Source organism: Lactobacillus sp. ESL0785 (assembly GCF_029395455.1).
GTDB lineage: Bacteria > Bacillota > Bacilli > Lactobacillales > Lactobacillaceae > Lactobacillus.
Window position 1 is genome coordinate 195,551 of sequence record NZ_CP113916.1, and the last position, 16,246, is coordinate 211,796.

Annotated in this window: 18 protein-coding genes and 1 riboswitch; of the genes, 13 read left to right on the plus strand and 5 right to left on the minus strand. The window is 35.4% G+C overall.

The window, feature by feature from the left end:
• Positions 1-88: 88 nt before the first annotated feature.
• The 3 genes from thiW to OZY43_RS00990 form a co-directional block, all read right to left on the minus strand.
• Positions 89-601, minus strand: coding sequence for an energy coupling factor transporter S component ThiW (gene thiW, locus OZY43_RS00980; RefSeq protein ID WP_277165121.1), 513 nt, complete (start codon positions 599-601; stop codon positions 89-91).
• Positions 602-665: 64 nt separating this feature from the next.
• A riboswitch (TPP riboswitch) is annotated at positions 666-756 on the minus strand.
• 55 nt (positions 757-811) lie between these two features.
• The gene (locus OZY43_RS00985) at positions 812-1,456 is read right to left on the minus strand and encodes a histidine phosphatase family protein (protein WP_277165123.1); all 645 of its coding nucleotides are present in this window, start codon (positions 1,454-1,456) and stop codon (positions 812-814) included.
• Between the two features lie 21 nt (positions 1,457-1,477).
• Positions 1,478-2,113 (minus strand): matrixin family metalloprotease, encoded by a 636-nt coding sequence (locus OZY43_RS00990; RefSeq protein WP_277165125.1) that lies wholly within the window; start codon positions 2,111-2,113, stop codon positions 1,478-1,480.
• A gap of 152 nt (positions 2,114-2,265) precedes the next feature.
• Between OZY43_RS00990 and helD the strand changes: the two genes are divergently transcribed.
• The gene (helD, locus tag OZY43_RS00995; RefSeq protein ID WP_277165127.1) at positions 2,266-4,560 is read left to right on the plus strand and encodes an RNA polymerase recycling motor HelD; all 2,295 of its coding nucleotides are present in this window, start codon (positions 2,266-2,268) and stop codon (positions 4,558-4,560) included.
• Positions 4,561-4,570: 10 nt separating this feature from the next.
• On the plus strand, positions 4,571-5,020 hold the full coding sequence (locus OZY43_RS01000; RefSeq protein ID WP_277165129.1) for a GNAT family N-acetyltransferase: 450 nt from the start codon (positions 4,571-4,573) through the stop codon (positions 5,018-5,020).
• A gap of 18 nt (positions 5,021-5,038) precedes the next feature.
• On the opposite strand, the gene OZY43_RS01005 is transcribed toward OZY43_RS01000, so the two are convergent.
• Entirely contained in the window at positions 5,039-5,608 is a 570-nt protein-coding gene (locus OZY43_RS01005; RefSeq protein WP_277165131.1) for a GDSL-type esterase/lipase family protein, read from the minus strand.
• Positions 5,609-5,704: 96 nt separating this feature from the next.
• On the opposite strand from OZY43_RS01005, the gene coaA reads away from it, so the two are divergent.
• From coaA to OZY43_RS01030, 5 genes are all read left to right on the plus strand, one after another.
• Positions 5,705-6,619 carry a type I pantothenate kinase gene (gene coaA, locus OZY43_RS01010; RefSeq protein ID WP_277165133.1) on the plus strand — a complete coding sequence of 305 codons (915 nt, stop codon included), beginning with the start codon at positions 5,705-5,707 and terminating at the stop codon, positions 6,617-6,619.
• Between the two features lie 123 nt (positions 6,620-6,742).
• A complete protein-coding gene (efp, locus tag OZY43_RS01015) occupies positions 6,743-7,315 on the plus strand; it encodes an elongation factor P (RefSeq protein ID WP_277165135.1) in 573 nt (190 codons plus the stop codon).
• A gap of 237 nt (positions 7,316-7,552) precedes the next feature.
• Complete coding sequence (locus OZY43_RS01020) at positions 7,553-8,050, plus strand: PTS glucose transporter subunit IIA (protein ID WP_277165137.1); 498 nt, start codon at positions 7,553-7,555, stop codon at positions 8,048-8,050.
• A 34-nt stretch (positions 8,051-8,084) separates the two neighbouring features.
• Positions 8,085-9,503, plus strand: a complete 1,419-nt coding sequence (locus OZY43_RS01025; protein WP_277165139.1) for a PTS transporter subunit EIIC — start codon at positions 8,085-8,087, stop codon at positions 9,501-9,503.
• A gap of 15 nt (positions 9,504-9,518) precedes the next feature.
• Positions 9,519-10,283, plus strand: a complete 765-nt coding sequence (locus OZY43_RS01030; protein WP_277165141.1) for a ChbG/HpnK family deacetylase — start codon at positions 9,519-9,521, stop codon at positions 10,281-10,283.
• Between the two features lie 97 nt (positions 10,284-10,380).
• Here OZY43_RS01030 and OZY43_RS01035 read toward each other — a convergent pair whose 3' ends face one another.
• Complete coding sequence (locus tag OZY43_RS01035) at positions 10,381-11,181, minus strand: MurR/RpiR family transcriptional regulator (RefSeq protein WP_277165143.1); 801 nt, start codon at positions 11,179-11,181, stop codon at positions 10,381-10,383.
• Positions 11,182-11,346: 165 nt separating this feature from the next.
• Between OZY43_RS01035 and OZY43_RS01040 the strand changes: the two genes are divergently transcribed.
• From OZY43_RS01040 to OZY43_RS01065, 6 genes are all read left to right on the plus strand, one after another.
• Positions 11,347-12,432, plus strand: a complete 1,086-nt coding sequence (locus OZY43_RS01040) for a tyrosine-protein phosphatase (protein ID WP_277165145.1) — start codon at positions 11,347-11,349, stop codon at positions 12,430-12,432.
• A complete protein-coding gene (locus tag OZY43_RS01045; protein ID WP_277165147.1) occupies positions 12,425-12,874 on the plus strand; it encodes a PTS sugar transporter subunit IIA in 450 nt (149 codons plus the stop codon). Before OZY43_RS01040 ends, OZY43_RS01045 begins: the two co-directional genes overlap by 8 nt.
• Entirely contained in the window at positions 12,855-13,331 is a 477-nt protein-coding gene (locus tag OZY43_RS01050; RefSeq protein WP_277165149.1) for a PTS sugar transporter subunit IIB, read from the plus strand. The genes OZY43_RS01045 and OZY43_RS01050 overlap by 20 nt, the downstream gene beginning before the upstream one ends.
• On the plus strand, positions 13,328-14,149 hold the full coding sequence (locus tag OZY43_RS01055) for a PTS sugar transporter subunit IIC (protein WP_277165151.1): 822 nt from the start codon (positions 13,328-13,330) through the stop codon (positions 14,147-14,149). The genes OZY43_RS01050 and OZY43_RS01055 overlap by 4 nt, the downstream gene beginning before the upstream one ends.
• Positions 14,146-14,994 (plus strand): PTS system mannose/fructose/sorbose family transporter subunit IID, encoded by an 849-nt coding sequence (locus OZY43_RS01060; RefSeq protein ID WP_277165153.1) that lies wholly within the window; start codon positions 14,146-14,148, stop codon positions 14,992-14,994. Before OZY43_RS01055 ends, OZY43_RS01060 begins: the two co-directional genes overlap by 4 nt.
• A gap of 174 nt (positions 14,995-15,168) precedes the next feature.
• Positions 15,169-16,095 (plus strand): LysR family transcriptional regulator, encoded by a 927-nt coding sequence (locus tag OZY43_RS01065; protein ID WP_277165155.1) that lies wholly within the window; start codon positions 15,169-15,171, stop codon positions 16,093-16,095.
• Positions 16,096-16,246: the final 151 nt, after the last annotated feature.

A 16,246-nucleotide genomic window follows, 5' to 3' on the forward strand; every position in this document is an offset into this window, starting at 1 on the left:
AAATAGCGTCCATCAAATCTATTATTATAGTTTGAAAGACGCTATTTTTATTACAGGTGTATTTGAATTTTGTAAAATATTTTAACTTTTATTCGAAAAATAATTGCCTAATTTTTTGAAATTGGCGCACTTTACCTAATTTTAGTAAGACAATCAAGGCAACTGCAGAACCAATAATGGCAGCTCCAATAAACCGCGGTGTGTAAACAAACCAGTAAAGATTGTTGCTGCTGCCAGTGAACCAAACCATAACCGGATAAGAAAGCAGCGAGCCGATAATTCCCGTACCGATAATTTCGCCAAGGCAGGCCGCCCAAATGTTTCGGGTTAACTTATAAAAAATGCCGGCTAAAAGTGCTCCAAAAATAGCGCCAGTCAGGGCTAATGGTGGAATACCCATAATAAGCATTCTGATAATGCCACACAAGGTTGCCATAATTGTGACGTAAACTGGTCCTAACATGCTGGCACCAATGATATTAATGACGCTGGACATCGGTGCCATCCCTTCTACACGAAAGATGGGTGATAACACTACATCGAGTGCGACCATAATTGCTAATATTGTAAGCTTCTTGGTTTGTTTTCCTTTATTAGTCATTTTTTCCTCCTAATTCAAAGCAAGCAGCCTACAAAAAATCCTCTTCGCGACATAACGAAGGGGATTTTGCTTAATTGCCTATCCCTTGCGCTGGTATTATCCAGATCAGGTTCGTGGGTTTAATCTCAGCTTGTTAAGCACCCCATAGACTCTTGTTCATTAATATTTAACTGTATTATACGCTTTCATAATTATGAAAGAAAGTACCAATTATAACTTCATTTTGTTATATGAAGTAACTTTTTTCTCTTTTTCAGTCATTGTCATGATGGTAATGGATGCATTACGGGGACCACGAGTAATATCAAAATCGCTAAAGCGTTCAGCAATACTACGAATGGTAAAGCCATGTGTGACTAATAGAATATTTTCTGCACCATCAAGTTGGCTAATTAGGTCAAATCCCTGATCGACGCGGTGCCAATATTCTGCCGCGTTTTCTGCATTATGAAAGGGATCTGCTTCTTTGATCCAATCAGTTGCGGTATCAATGGTTTCATTTTTAAATAAATCGTAGTGGTTCTTGTAGCCATGAGGCCCACCAATCATTTGCCATGCCATGTCCGTATCCATACCTTCAAAATAGCCGTAAAAGTGTTCACGAAAAAAGGGCGTGGCAATGTGCTGGATTTCATTATGGTTAACGTTGTGCTTGATAATGATGTCGCAAGTGTCACTTGCTCGCTTTAGATCACTTGATAATGCAATATCAAATGGGATATCTTTCAACGCTTGCCCAGCCGCATCAGCACCAGCAATTCCGTCGTCAGTTAATGGCGTATCGCACCAACCCTGCATTTTGTTATAGCGGTTAATATAAGTTTGACCGTGACGAATGATATAAATTCTTTTCATCCTGTTACTCCTACTTGAAAATCACTGCTCGTGATAAATCTTCTTAACATTGGCAATATCAACGGGTTCAATTGGATAAAGTGAACCTGCTGGGTACATCACTGATTTTTCTTTATTATGGTTAAGACCAATGGCGTGACCTAATTCGTGTTCCACGGTATTGACAACTCGTTGATAACTATAATTATATAGAAAATTTTGTAAGTAATACACATTTAATTGGATATCTGCTGTATAAATAACCTTAGTTTTGGGATTATATTTGATTCCAGTTTGTCCAGCGGCATCAGTATCAGGATCGAACATAGGCTCGATGATGATTTGAGCCTTTTTTCTATTATTAGTTGGAACTAAAGCAAAGGTATCAGTATTGTTCCAAGCTGTAATCGCATCGTTTGTGGCGGCAATTAATTCTTCATCATTATCTAAGTCAATGTAGACTTTGGCGGTTTTCTTAGGCCAATGACAATCTTTACCCTGGTTGGTAGCAATTTTTCTAATGGATTTAGCTGCATGCTTTTTTGCACTTTTTTTGGCTAAAACAATCTGCATTGGTGCACTAGGTGAGTTATTTAAGGGTGTAGCTAAGCTGCTGAGGGCTAAGGCTGCAACTAATGCACAAGATAATTTACGCAAAAAATGTAACAATTTTTTCATAATTTAGATCATCTCCAATACTGAAGATTATAGGAGTAATTGCGCTAATTTTCATGAACTTTTAGCAATCTTATTAATTAAGTCTAAGAATTATATATTAAACTTATTTCATGTTAAAATAGTATGCAAGTTTTGAAAAAACAGGTGACTTTATGACAAAAGCAATGGATGAAAAGCAGTTTGAACAGAAACATCTTAACCATGTTTTGGCGATGATTAAGGATAAAAAGGCAGAGTTATCGTCCGCGATTAAGTCGGCTGAAGGTGAAGCGCGAAACCTTAATTCGCACTTTTTCGATGATGTACGACTTGATTATGATGGTTATTCGACATCAATGGAAACGGCATTGTCGATTCATCAGCAGCAACAGTTGCTTGATGAACGTGAGAATGCTTGGCAACATTCTGCTAAGCAACTTGGAACTGTACAACGTTTAGAAAAGAAACCGTATTTTGCTCGGGTTGATTTTAAAGAAGGCAGCGAAAAGCCAGAAACAATCTATATTGGACTGGGTTCATTTGCGGATAAGGATAATCACTTCTTAATTTATGATTGGCGGGCACCAATTTCTTCAATTTATTATGATGGTAAGTTAGGGCAAGTTTCTTATCTGTCACCTGAAGGTGAAATTACCGTGGATATGACGAAAAAACGGCAATTTATGATTGAAGACGGTAAAATTGTGAACATGTTTGATACCAATGAATCAATTGGTGACCAAATGCTGTTGGAAGTTTTGGGTGAAAAATCCAGTACACAAATGAAGTCCATTGTGACGACAATTCAGCGTGAGCAAAATAAGATTATCAGGAATACTAGTGCTGATTTGCTGTTTGTCCAAGGTGCTGCCGGTTCTGGAAAAACTTCGGCGATTATGCAGCGAATTGCTTACTTGTTGTATCGTTATCGTGGGAACTTAACCAGTAGTGATGTGATTATGTTTAGCCCTAATCAATTATTTAATGATTATATTAAAAATGTTCTGCCAGAAATGGGCGAGCAAAACATGGTACAGATGACCTACTGGCAGTTTGTTAGCCGGCGTTTGCCAGGGATGACAGTGGAAAATTTGTTTGACCAGTTTGAAGATCAAACTGCAGACACAGCCATTGGCGAGTTTAAGGATTCAACGAGTTTCTTTAAGTTAGTAACGCGTTATGCTGAGCACCTCAATAAGCGAGGCGTTGTCTTTAAGGATATTTATTTTCGCAATAAAAAGCGCCCATTTTTTGCTAAGGATAAAATAAATGAACTTTACTATTCATACAATGATAATTATAATTTGAGTAATCGAATTGACGCAACGCGTGAAGAATTGATTAAGTCACTTAACCGCAAGATTAATGCGGAAACGAAAAAAGCTTGGGTTTCTGAAACAATTGAAAGTTTGAGTAAGCAGCAGCTAAATGCTCTTTATGATCGTCCAGATCAGGAATTTGAATCTGAAGAAAAAGAGGAAAAATTTTTAGGTCGTAAAATTGTCGTTAAAGCATTAGATAAAGTTTACCAACAAATTCGGCATAATAATTTTATTAATATGCGGGCGCAGTATTTGAGCTTTTTGCGGGCTGTACCAAAAATGACAGACTTAACAAAATGGCAGATTAGCACTGATGATTGGGCTAAGCATGTAGCAAAGGTAAAAGATAGTTTTAAGCAGCATCATATTCATATGAATGATGTTTCGGCTTACTTATACTTATACGACCTGCTTACTGGTCGGCACGTTAATTATGAAATGCGTTATGCTTTTATCGATGAAATTCAGGACTACACACCATTTCAATTATGTTATCTAAAGTATAATTTCCCGCGTGCGAAGTTTACAATGCTCGGTGACTTGAACCAGGCGATTTTTACAAAAGATGAAAGTCGCAGTTTATTAAAACAGATTAGTGGTTTGTTTGATCCTAAAAAGACCGATGTTGTGCAATTGACTAAGTCTTACCGTTCAACCAAGCAGTTGACCGATTTTACTAAACAGATTTTGCGGCAGGGAGAAAAGATTGAATCTTTTAACCGGCAAGGACCTAAGCCTGTCTTGTGGGGTCGTAAAAATGATCTTGAGACGATTCAGGTTCTGCAACAGGTTTTGCAGGATAATAGTAAAGAGCAACTGACCACGGCAATTATTACTAAGGATTTGGCTAGTGCCAAATTTGTAAGTCAAAAATTACAAGAAAATAACGTCAAAGCGACACTGATTGCAACAGCTAATCAGCGGTTAGTTGACGGGACACTAGTTGTGCCGTCTTATTTGGCTAAAGGATTAGAATTTGATGCCGTTATTATGTGGGCTGCTTCTGAGGCCAACTATCATCAACTTGATGAAACGCAATTAGTCTATACAATTACTTCACGTGCGATGTACAAACTCGATTTAATTTATACGGGACAAAAGAGTCCATTACTTGCAGTTGACCCGCATACTTATGAGGAAAAGTAGGAGGTAATTGATGGTGGAAAAAGAAAAATTTGTTTTTAAAAAAATTGATGAAATGTCGGGGCGTGAGGTATTTTGTATTGCCCGCTTACGGATCAATACTTTTGTAACCGAGCAAGAAATCACGGTACCAGAATTAGACGATGAGGATTTGACCGCTATCCAGGTTTACTTGTTGAATGAGGAGCAGACAATGGCACAAGCGGTTTGTCGCGTCTTTCAAGAAGATGGCAAGTGGATGCTCGGCCGTGTAGCTGTAGCTAAGGCAGCTCGCGGACAACATTTAGGCACTGACATGATGAAGCAGGTTCATGAATACCTGCAGCAGCAAGGTGCTGATCGCTTGTATTGTCATGCCCAGTGGCAAGCAAAACCATTCTATGATTCATTAGGTTATAAGACACAGGGTGAACCATTTGTTGAAGCAGATGTTAAGCATATAATGATGTATTACGATTTATAAATGAAAAAACTTGTGCAGTTAATGCACAAGTTTTTTGTTAATTGCCGTAGCAACTAAATTAATTAAAACAGTATTGCCCTTGGTAGTAAAATGTTGGCCATCTGCTTGATAGTAAGATGAAATATTAGGTAAATGCTTGAAATTAGCAATTAAATCAACGAAAGGAATATTGTGTTCAGCTGCTACAGTTTGTGCAACTTGATTGTAGCACGTTAAGCTTTCATTGCTGTAATATTGCATGATAGTTGAATTATCTGGATTGGGATAAGCAGGTCCAATAATGATCATTCGTGCAGCGCCAATTGCGGTAATTAATTTTTGAAGATTTTGAGCATAAAGATTGCTGGGAATACCCCAAGTAGAAGCAGCATCGTTAGTGCCAAATTCCAAGACAACGAGATCACTATCTTCGTCAACTAATGATAAACGTTTGAGGCCATCAGCAGTTGTGGCACCACTTTGAGAAATATTATTGACATAGAAGTTAGCTCCCAGTATTTGTTGCAGGCCTGCGGTGATTAAGGTAGTGTCGTGGTGGTTACGATAACCGTTAAATAAGGAATCACCGAATAAAGTTATGTTTTGCATAAGTACTCTTTTCGTTTTAATTAAGAAACCAAAAATATTTTGGTTGAAATATCTGTTTACCTTATAATAGAGGAAAACAGGGTAAAGGACAATTAAATGAAAAATTATTTGCAATTTAAGCGGGATCAGTGGGCATCATTTTCTTCAGATAAGCAGGTTAAAATCAACCAAGCTGAGTTGGCGAAGATTAAGTCATTAGGGGATGTTGTCAACTTAACCGATGTCCGTGAGATATATGGTAGTCTGATTGAGTATCTACATTTAGTTTATCAAGAAAAACGGGCACTGCAGAAGAAACAAAGTAACTTTTTAAATGCTGCGATTACAGCTGCTCCGTTTATTATTGGCATTTCAGGTTCGGTTGCTGTTGGAAAATCCACAACAGCACGTCTATTACAGGTTTTGCTTAGCAGAACATATCCAGAATTAAATGTGCATTTAATGACAACAGATGGCTTTATTTATTCGAATCAAGAGTTAAAAAGACGTCATTTGTTTGATCGAAAAGGCTTTCCGGAAAGTTATAACATGAACTTGCTGAATGACTTTTTGCGAGATGTGCTTGCAGGCAAGACGGATATTGTCTATCCGCTATATTCACAAGAACTAAGTGATGTTGTGCCGGGGCAGTATGGTCACGTCAAGCAGCCGGATATTTTGATAATTGAAGGCATTAATACGCTACAGTTACCAACAAATGGGCAAATTGTAACCAGCGATTTTTTTGATTTTTCAATTTATATTGATGCAGCTGAAGAATTAATTGAGCAATGGTTTATGCAACGGTTCGTGCGTGTTTTGGAATTAAATAAAAATAATCCCAATAATTTTTATTATCAAATGGCTAATGGTCCGCGCGCTGATGCATTGCAATTAGCACAAGAAACTTGGCAAATGGTTAATTTGGTTAATTTACGTGAATATATTGCTCCCACTAAGCAACGTGCGAGTCTAATTTTGCATAAAACTGACGGACATTTAATTGATCGAATCTATCTTAGACACTTTTAATTTGGTATACTTAATTACATGAACAGGATTTATTTATTATTAATTAAAAAATTTGCTTTGCCTCCAGCGTGAATAACTTTGAATTTAAGCATAATTATTTTTGGAATTTAAAGGAGTATAAACATGGTACAAGCAATTAACTTAAAAAAGGGTATGGTTTTTAGTCAAGACGGTAAGCTGATTCGGGTAATTAAAGCCAATCACCACAAGCCTGGTAAGGGTAATACCGTGATGCAGATGGACTTGCGTAATGTTGAAAGTGGTGCGGTTGTTCATAAGACGATGCGCCCAACAGAAAAGGTTGACTTGGTCGATATTACTAAGAAAAATGCCCAGTATTTGTATAACGAAGGTGATGTTTATACCTTCATGGATACAGAAACTTATGAACAATATGAAGTTTCTAGTGACCAATTAGGTGATGATAAGCTTTACTTAATTCCCAATATTGAAGTTCAATTAGAATTTGCTAACGGCAGCAAGTTGCTGGGAGTTGAATTACCATCAACTGTTGTAATGAAGGTTAAGCAAACAGAACCTGGCATTAAAGGTGCAACGGTAACTGGTTCTGGTAAGCCGGCAACGATGGAAACGGGTTTGGTTGTTCAAGTACCCGATTTTATTACAGAAGGTGAAGACTTAGTAATTAATACCGATGGTGGTATTTATAAGTCAAGAGCTGAAGGTAATAAGTAAAATAATGTTAGTTTTTAAGCTGCAGTTTAATTGACTGCGGCTTTTTCTGTGCGTAAATTTTTGTAATTAACATTGGTTACGGTAGAATAGCAGTTGTTGATATTAAAAACGTTTGCAGCTGCGCATAGCTGCAGACTAACAATGGGTTATTGCTCTTTGAGGCATACCATTAGCTGAGTATTTTTAGCATACTTTCTAATAGCTTGTTTCAGGGAGTTTTTTTATTGGAGGGAAATTGTGTTTGGATTTTTTAAGAAGAAAAAGCCTGAGTTTACAGTAACTGCACCAATAGCAGGAGTAGTTACCGACCTGAGTACGGTTGACGATCCGGTTTTTTCACAAAAGTTGATGGGTGATGGCTTTGCAATTAAGTTGGTAGCTGCTGCGGACACGGTTAGTGCTCCTGTTGCTGGCAAAATTGTGTCGTTACCGGAATCAAAGCATGCAGTAGGGCTGGTAACGCCAGCTGGCGATGAAATTTTAATTCATATTGGGATTGATACAGTCAATCTTAATGGTGCTGGATTTACGGCTCTGATTAAACAAGGAGATAGCGTTGAACAGGGACAAGCATTGATTAAACTTGACCGTCAGAGTTTAGCCGCAAATAATGCCGATTTGACCACGATGGTGATTTTTACTAAATTAGCACCTGTCAATCAAAATTGGACGATGACGAAGGATTTTGGCATGCAAACTGCCAGTCAAGACATACTTATTAAGCAAAACCAGTAATTATTTATCTTACTTAACATCAAAGGAGAATTAAATGAGTAAAGATTACCAAGAAATGGCGAAGCAGATTGACCAAGCTGTCGGCGGCAGCGGAAATGTTGCCAGTGTTACGCATTGTATGACGCGGCTGCGGTTCAATTTAAAGGATATGAATGTTCCTAAGGATGACGAAGTTAAAAAGATTGGCGGCGTACTTGGAGTTGCTCGTTCCGGCGGTCAATATCAAATTGTGATTGGTCAGACAGTTAACGAAGTTTATGATGCCGTTGTTGCAGAAGGCAACTTAACTTCGGCTGCGCCAGTTAATGAAAATTTGGATGAGGCAGCAGTTAATAATACAGAAAAAAGAACTTGGAAATCTGTTGGTAATACAATCTTAAATAAAATTGCCGGCAGTTTAACCCCACTAATTCCAATGTTAATTGCAGCTTCAATGTTCAAGATGCTGGTTGCTGTCTTAGGACCAACTATGTTGAACGTAATTTCAGTTCATAGCGATTTGTACCAGTTATTTACTTTTGTTGGGGATGCTGGATTTTACTTCTTCCCGATTGCAATTGGCTATACCGCTGCTAAGCAGTTTAATACGTCGCCAATTTTGGGAATTTTCTTAGGCGCGATTATGCTGGATCCCGGTTTAGTTAAAATTGTGGCTGCTGGCAAACCATTCACGGTTTATGGCCTGCCAATGCATTTAACTAATTATGCCAGTACAGTGGTACCAATCCTGTTATCTGTTTGGATTATGTCTTATATTGAACGCTTTTTTAATAAGCACATTACGGCTTCACTAAGAACAATTTTTGCTCCAACATTAACGATTGTAATTATGCTGCCGTTATCACTCTGCATTTTAGGACCTTTGGGTGGCTTTTTAGGTGAATATGTATCTAAAGGAATTATTTCTTTTGGTGAATTGGGCGGTATTGCTGCCATTATTGGTGTCGGCTTAATTGGTGCCTTCTGGGAATTACTGGTAATGACTGGGATGCACTTGGTCTTAATTAGTGCGATGATTACAATTGTCGCGCAGACCGGACATGATAATTTTATTTTACTTGGTTCAATTGCAGCCAGCATGGCAGTCGCCGGTATGAGTTTAGGTGCCAGCCTACGTTTAAAGGATAAAAAGGAAAAATCCTTAGCATTCAGTTACTTTATTGCTAACTTGATCGGCGGTGTTACTGAACCGGCACTATATGGTTTAGCAATTAAATATCGCCGACCATTTATCGGCATGATGCTTGGCGGTTTTGCTGGTGGTATTTATGCGGCAATAACTCACGTATCAGCTTATGTAGTTGTACCAGTTGCTAACTTTATGTGTTTGAGCGGATATGTTGGTGGTTCAACTACTAACTTAATTAACGGGGTAATTAGCGGTGTGATTGCATTACTAGTTGCTGCGATTGCAACTTATCTTATTGGAGTTGAACCAAAGACTAAGAATTAAGAAAGGAACATATTGATGCATAATTTGATTATTCGTGCTGATGACTTAGGTTATTCTAAGGGCGTTAACTATGGTATTTATGAAGCTGTGAAAAATGGCATTATTAACAATGTTGGGGTTATGGTTAATATGGCTGCTACTGTTCACGGCTTAAACTTACTGAAGGGTTTTGATTTTGATTTAGGGATGCACACAGTAATTTGTGCAGGACGCCCAATTACTGATCCCAAACTAATTCCAAGTTTGGTGACCGCTGATGGTTCTTTTAAGCCATCGAAGGTATACCGTCAGGCCGAACATGACCTGGTTAATTTGGACGAAGTGGTCATGGAAATTGAGGCACAATATCAGCGCTTTTTACAACTAACAAATAAAAAACCTGATTACTTTGAAGCACATGCAGTTTATAGTGCTAACTTACTTAAGGGATTGACAATGGTTGCTGAAAAGCATGATTTACCGCTATTGCCATTTGATTTAGAGTTAGATCCAGTTAAATTTAAGGAGCAAACGACAATTACGACCTTCATGGATAGTATGAAGCCGAATTATGATCCTTACCGTACTTTTGAACATGCCGTTGATTTTACGTTAAAAACTTCTGCTGATGACGTACCAATGATGGTTTGTCATCCCGGATTTTTAGATCAAAGTATTATGCAGCAGTCAAGTTTGACAATTCCGCGCACGCAGGAAGTAGCCTTCTTGTGTGATCCGCAATTGCCACAACAAATTGCGGAAAAACAAATTCACTTGGCTCGTTATACAGAATTGAATTAACTAAAAAGCTATGGCTCGATTTACAAGTCATAGCTTTTTTGATTAAGATTGATTGATCATTGGGTTGCTGTATCAGTCAGTTTGAAATATTTACAGGTTATTTATCTCCAATAGCTGAACGGGTTGTTTGCATAGCTTTTTTGAATCTGCTTTTTTCTTGAAGATAGGAAGTTAAGATATCTATTAAATACATGTTGGAAAATTGAGAATTAATAAACTTTTTATTATTAGCAAATCGCGGATTATAAACATGAAAAGTAAGGTCACTTAATTGGGCAACAGGATTATCTAGGTAGCTGGTAATAGAAACAACTTTCGCTTTATTCTTTTTAGCTGATGTTAATGTCTTAACGATACAATCAGTTATTCCACTATTTGATATTGCTAAAAATAGATCATTTTTGGTGGCGATACTTGCCCGCATTTGCATCCAATAGGGGTCATCTATGCTTAAGGCATCAATTCCCATTCTCATTAAGCGTAAACCAAATGTTTTAGCAGAAGTACCTGAACTGCTAGCACCTATTATTATAATATGGATTTGCTCTTGCAATAGTTTTATAAAATGATTAATTGCAGATTGATCAATCATTTGTTGTGTATTTTTGATAACTATTTGGTAAAAATTAAAGACCTCATTTAAAATATCATCTTGTTGTTCAAATGCTGTATTGATCAAATGTTGGCTAATGTTGACTTTCATATCAGAGTAACTTTGACAACCAATTTTTTTAACAAATCGGGTAACTGTGGCATTAGAAGTTTGTGTTTGATGAGCGAGTTCTGTAATCTTCATATTGTTTATTTTGGGACTATTTTGCAAAATATAATCTGCAATTCTTTTCTCATTTTTAGAAAAATTTAAATAATTTTTTTGGATGGCAACTAGTGAATTCAAAATGATTTTCTCCTTAGTATAGCTTATTACTATTATTATATGAGTTTATGTCTTGAATTGTAGTATAATCTTTCTTTCTTAAAAATGATAATAATTTTCTAAAAAAATATATTGCGTAAATTATTTTTGTGTAGTATCATTCAAAATTGAAAGGGGTTACAAAGAATGAAAGAACAACCATATATTTTACCAAGTATTTATATGAAGCGTGATAGTAACAGATTAACAATCAAATTATTAAATGCTAAACAAGATTCATATCAATTATTAGTGGGTAGCAATCCTAACAATAATGAAATTAGTAATGTATTAGCAATTAGCGATACAGGTGAATTTCAAGTAGATATCCCGCGTGAAACCCTGCCTAAATATTTCATAATTAAGGCTAAAAATGGCTTTTCAACTAATATTTTTGCTGAAAGAGTTATCCCGCTTAATAATGCCATAAATGTTCGTGATATGGGCGGATATGAGGCAAATGATGGGCGCTTTTTAAAGTGGGGAATATTGTATCGAGGAGATCAATTATCCAAATTGGATAAGATTGATCAGCAAATTTTGACTAATTATAATTTACGTACGCTTGTAGATTATCGCTCGCCGCATGAACGGGAATATCATCCTAACAAATTTATCCCTACTATTTTACAAGTATTGAATTGTGATCCACAGTCAAGTTTTTCAGAAGCTGCAGCTGATGTAGTAGATTTAAAAGGTGAAAATGAAAAATTAGTTGAATCAATTACATCAGGCAAAGTGCCGCAAAAATATCTTAATGATCGTGGTGAGAATGTAATTGCTAGTTATGAGGATTTGGTTACTTCTCCAGTTGCACAAAAAGCATATGCTCGGATGCTTAAAGCTGTTATACGTAAAGAAAATCTGCCATTATTCCATCATTGTCGCGGAGGTAAGGATCGAACAGGATTTGGCTCAATGTTAATTTTATTAATGTTAAATATTAAGGATGAAGATATTATTAAGGATTATTTATTGACTAAAACTATTCGTGAAGAGCGTAATCAATTGAAATATGATTTGTACCATCAATTAGTTCAGAAAAAATCCTATCTTGACTATTTAATGGCAATGATTGATACAAGAGAAAGTTATATTAAAGCGGCTATTAATAAAATTAAAGTTGATTTTGGTACTTCAAATAATTACTTTCAAAAACATTTTGGTTTAACAATGACTGAAATTAATCAAGCAAGAGACTTTTATTTAGAGGAGGGGATACAACATGGTTAATAAAACACCTGGAGTTGCAGTAATTCTAGCAAGTCATGGCTATTTAGCAAAAGAAGCTTTGCATAGTGCAGAAATGATTGTTGGTAAACAAGATAATTGTGCATATTTAGCTGTTACTGAAAATTTGAATTTAGATCAAGCTAAAACGCAAATGCAACAAATGTATGAAAACTTGGATACAAGCAAAGGAACAATTATCTTGGTTGATATTTTGGGCGGTACACCATCTAATGTCAGTGGTACATTTTGTTTAGAAAAGGATAATGTATTGGTATTAAGTGGGTTGAATTTACCAATGCTATTAGATTTATTTACTAATCGTAATCGGTCATTAGATGAATTGGCAGAATCACTTACTAAGTCATATAAAATGGGATTTCAAAATATAACGGATAGATTTAAAGAACAGGAGCAAGAAGACGATGTCAGTGGAATTTTGTAGAATTGATGATCGATTAATTCATGGGCAAGTAGTAACAACATGGTTAAATGTTAAACAAATTGAACAAGTTATTATCGTTGATGATAAAGTTGCTGCAGATAAAATTCAGTCTAATGTATTAAAAATGAGTGTTCCACGTAACATTAAGTTGCATATTTTTACGACTGAGAAGTTTTTGAAGATAGTTCCTAATAATCCGATAACCAGAAGGACGATGTTATTATTTGCGTCACCATTTACAGTAGAAAAAATAGTTGCAAGTGGTTATAAGATACCTGATTTAAACATTGGTGGTATTAGAGGTAATGACCAGCGTAAGCAATATACAAAAGCTGTCTTTTTAACAGATGAAGAACGGGCAACTTTAGAAAAATTGCTTAAACAAGGAGTAAACATTGAAATACAAATGGTCCCAACAGATGGAGTTGAAAAGCTAAGTGAGGTTTTGAAGAAATGAAAGTCTTAATTCTAACAGTTTTAGCATTTTTGCTAGGAATTGATAATGTTAGTACAAAGATGTTTAGGCGTCCATTGTTAATGGCACCAATTGTTGGACTTGTTTTAGGAAATTTACAAGCAAGTTTAGCAATTGGCGCTACTCTTGAAATTATGTGGATGGGAATTGGTGATGTTGGTGCTTATATGGCTCCAGACTTAATTACTGGAACCATGATTAGCACTTCGCTTGCTATTATGGGTAATAGTAATGGTTCTATTTCAACCATGATTGCCACTGCAATTACTTTGGCAGTTCCTACATCAATTTTAGCTCAGCAGCTATTAGTTTTAATTGAAACGGTTAACTGTTCACTTAATGGTTGGGCTAAAAAATTGGCAGATAATGCGGATGTAAAGGGTACTTATTGGTTAACTTGGCCTTCTGCTATTTTATATGGTCTGGCTTGTGCTTTTCCGACTTTTTTGGCTTTGCAATTTGGTGCTGGAGCAATTCAACAGGCTATTAATGATTTACCGAAATTTATTATTAATGGTTTAAGTACAGCGGGTTCGATTATTCCATCAGTCGGTATTGCCTTATTGATGATGACAATGCTTAAAAAAGGCGAACTATGGATGTTTGTTATTTTAGGATTTGTTTTTTCTGCATATATGAAGTTAGACATTTTACCTATTACGTTAATTGCTTTGGTATTTGCATTTTTATATGAACGAGCAACGCGTGAACCTAAAATTAAGTCGGTAGGTAATGGAGTAACTACAAATACTAATTTTGAAAATCAAACCGATGAAGATGCGGAGGATTATGACTTATGACAGAAGAAAAGTTGACTGCACCAGAACATAAATTAAATAATCGTGATATTTGGCGGATGTTTATGCGCTTAAATACAATGCGAATTACATTGAATTATGAAACTTTACAAGGCGTAGGCTTTATGCGGGCAATTGCGCCAGCTTTAGCCAAGATTTATCCTGATAAAAAAGATTTATCAGCAGCTATGAAACGTCAATTAGTTTTTTATAATTCACATGTTAACTTTGATGCCGTTATTTTAGGTTTAACTGCTGCAATGGAAGAAACTACTTCGCCAGATGAAAAAGATGGTATTAATCCTTTAAAAACAGGATTAATGGGCCCATTGGCTGGTTTAGGCGATAGCTTAATTAAATTTACTTGGTTACCAATTGTTGGTAGTATTGGGGCTTCAATTGCTTTTGGTGGTAGTATTTTTGGACCGATATTAATGTTTATCCTTTATAACGTTATTAATATGGGTATGAGATATTATGCAGTTTCTTTTGGATATAAAAAAGGTATTGCATTTTTAAATAATAATCAACAAAGTGATGTTATTCAGCGAATTTCAACTATGGCAAATGTTGTTGGATTAATGGTTGTTGGCGCCTTAATTTCAACGGTTATTAAAGTAAAAACACCAATAAAAATTGCTGTTCATTCTAATATATCAAGTAAAGTAGGTAATAATGTTATTAGCGTTCAGTCAATGCTTGACAAAATTATGCCAGGCTTGCTTAGTTTACTAGTTACAGTTGCTGTTTATTATATTTTGAAGAAAATGAATGGCAAGCATGCTGCAATGATGATTATTATAATGATGGTGATAGTTGTTGGACTGACGTATTTTAAGATTTTATAAATGAATATGAATTAAAAGGCTTCTAATTGTTGAACAAAAATGACAATTAGAAGTTTTTTACTGTTAATTAAGTTGTGTAAAAAATATATAGGTAATCTTATTAATAACTATGCCTAATTATGGATATTATGTTTGCTATAATTAATATAAATTTTAAAGTAGGTTGGTATAGTAATGAATTTTACGCAATTATCTTGTTTTATAACAGTTGTTGAAAATGCTAGTTTCACGTTAACTGCACGAAAATTGAATTTATCACAGTCGTCTGTATCTAAGAATATTAAAGATTTAGAAGCAGAATTAAATATTTTATTATTAAACCGAACAACTCATGGATTAGACGTTACCTCAGCAGGAAGATATTTTTATCAAGTGGCACGGAGTATCTTAAAAGAAATGGAGATAGCTAAGAACAAAATAAATCAGCAAAAAGACGGTATAGGGAGTACTTTTAGAGTTGGCTTGTTTAGTACACCTTTGGAACAAAAGACTATTCCATTGTTTTTAAAAGAATTAAAAAAAGAGAACAGTCAAATTGATATTGAGTTCAAAGTAAATTATTTAGATAATATTGTTTCTGAATTATCCCGACATCAGATTGATGCCTGTTTAGTTTCTAATGATATAGTTGATGCAATTGATGGAATAAATTTTGAACCATTAATTATGGGAAAATTTATGGTTTCTTGTTCTAAAAAATCTTTACCTAGTGTGCAACATTTTTTGGATTATCGTGATTTACGTGGCAGTGATAAAACAATTTTTTTACTTGAAACGGATAGTTCTTTACCAGTGCAGCAAAAAATGCAAAATTTTTTGGTTGAAAAGATAGGTAGTTCACGTATTAAATATGTTTCTGATCTTTTTACAATGGATTCGTATGTTGGAGCTGGATGGGGGCTAGGTGTATTGCCAAATTTTACTGCTAATTTAAGTCATAAAAATATTAGTTATATTCCTTTTAGGTATGAAGAGTGTCCGGAATACGGATTGGCTTTTATGAAAACATTAAGTAAATCGTTTAATATTGCACAAATTGTTAGAATTTTTAGGCAAACAACCAAAAAATATCTTGATGAGAATATTAATTTATATTGGTAAAACAATTTGAAATAAAAATAGAGGCAGCAATTTAACTATTGCTGTCTCTATTTTTTTGTTATCTATTATTTAAATAAGCTATCTATAACTACGTTAAGTAGTGTCTGGAATCAATGATATATTTAATATTGTGAAATTTGTTCAATATGTT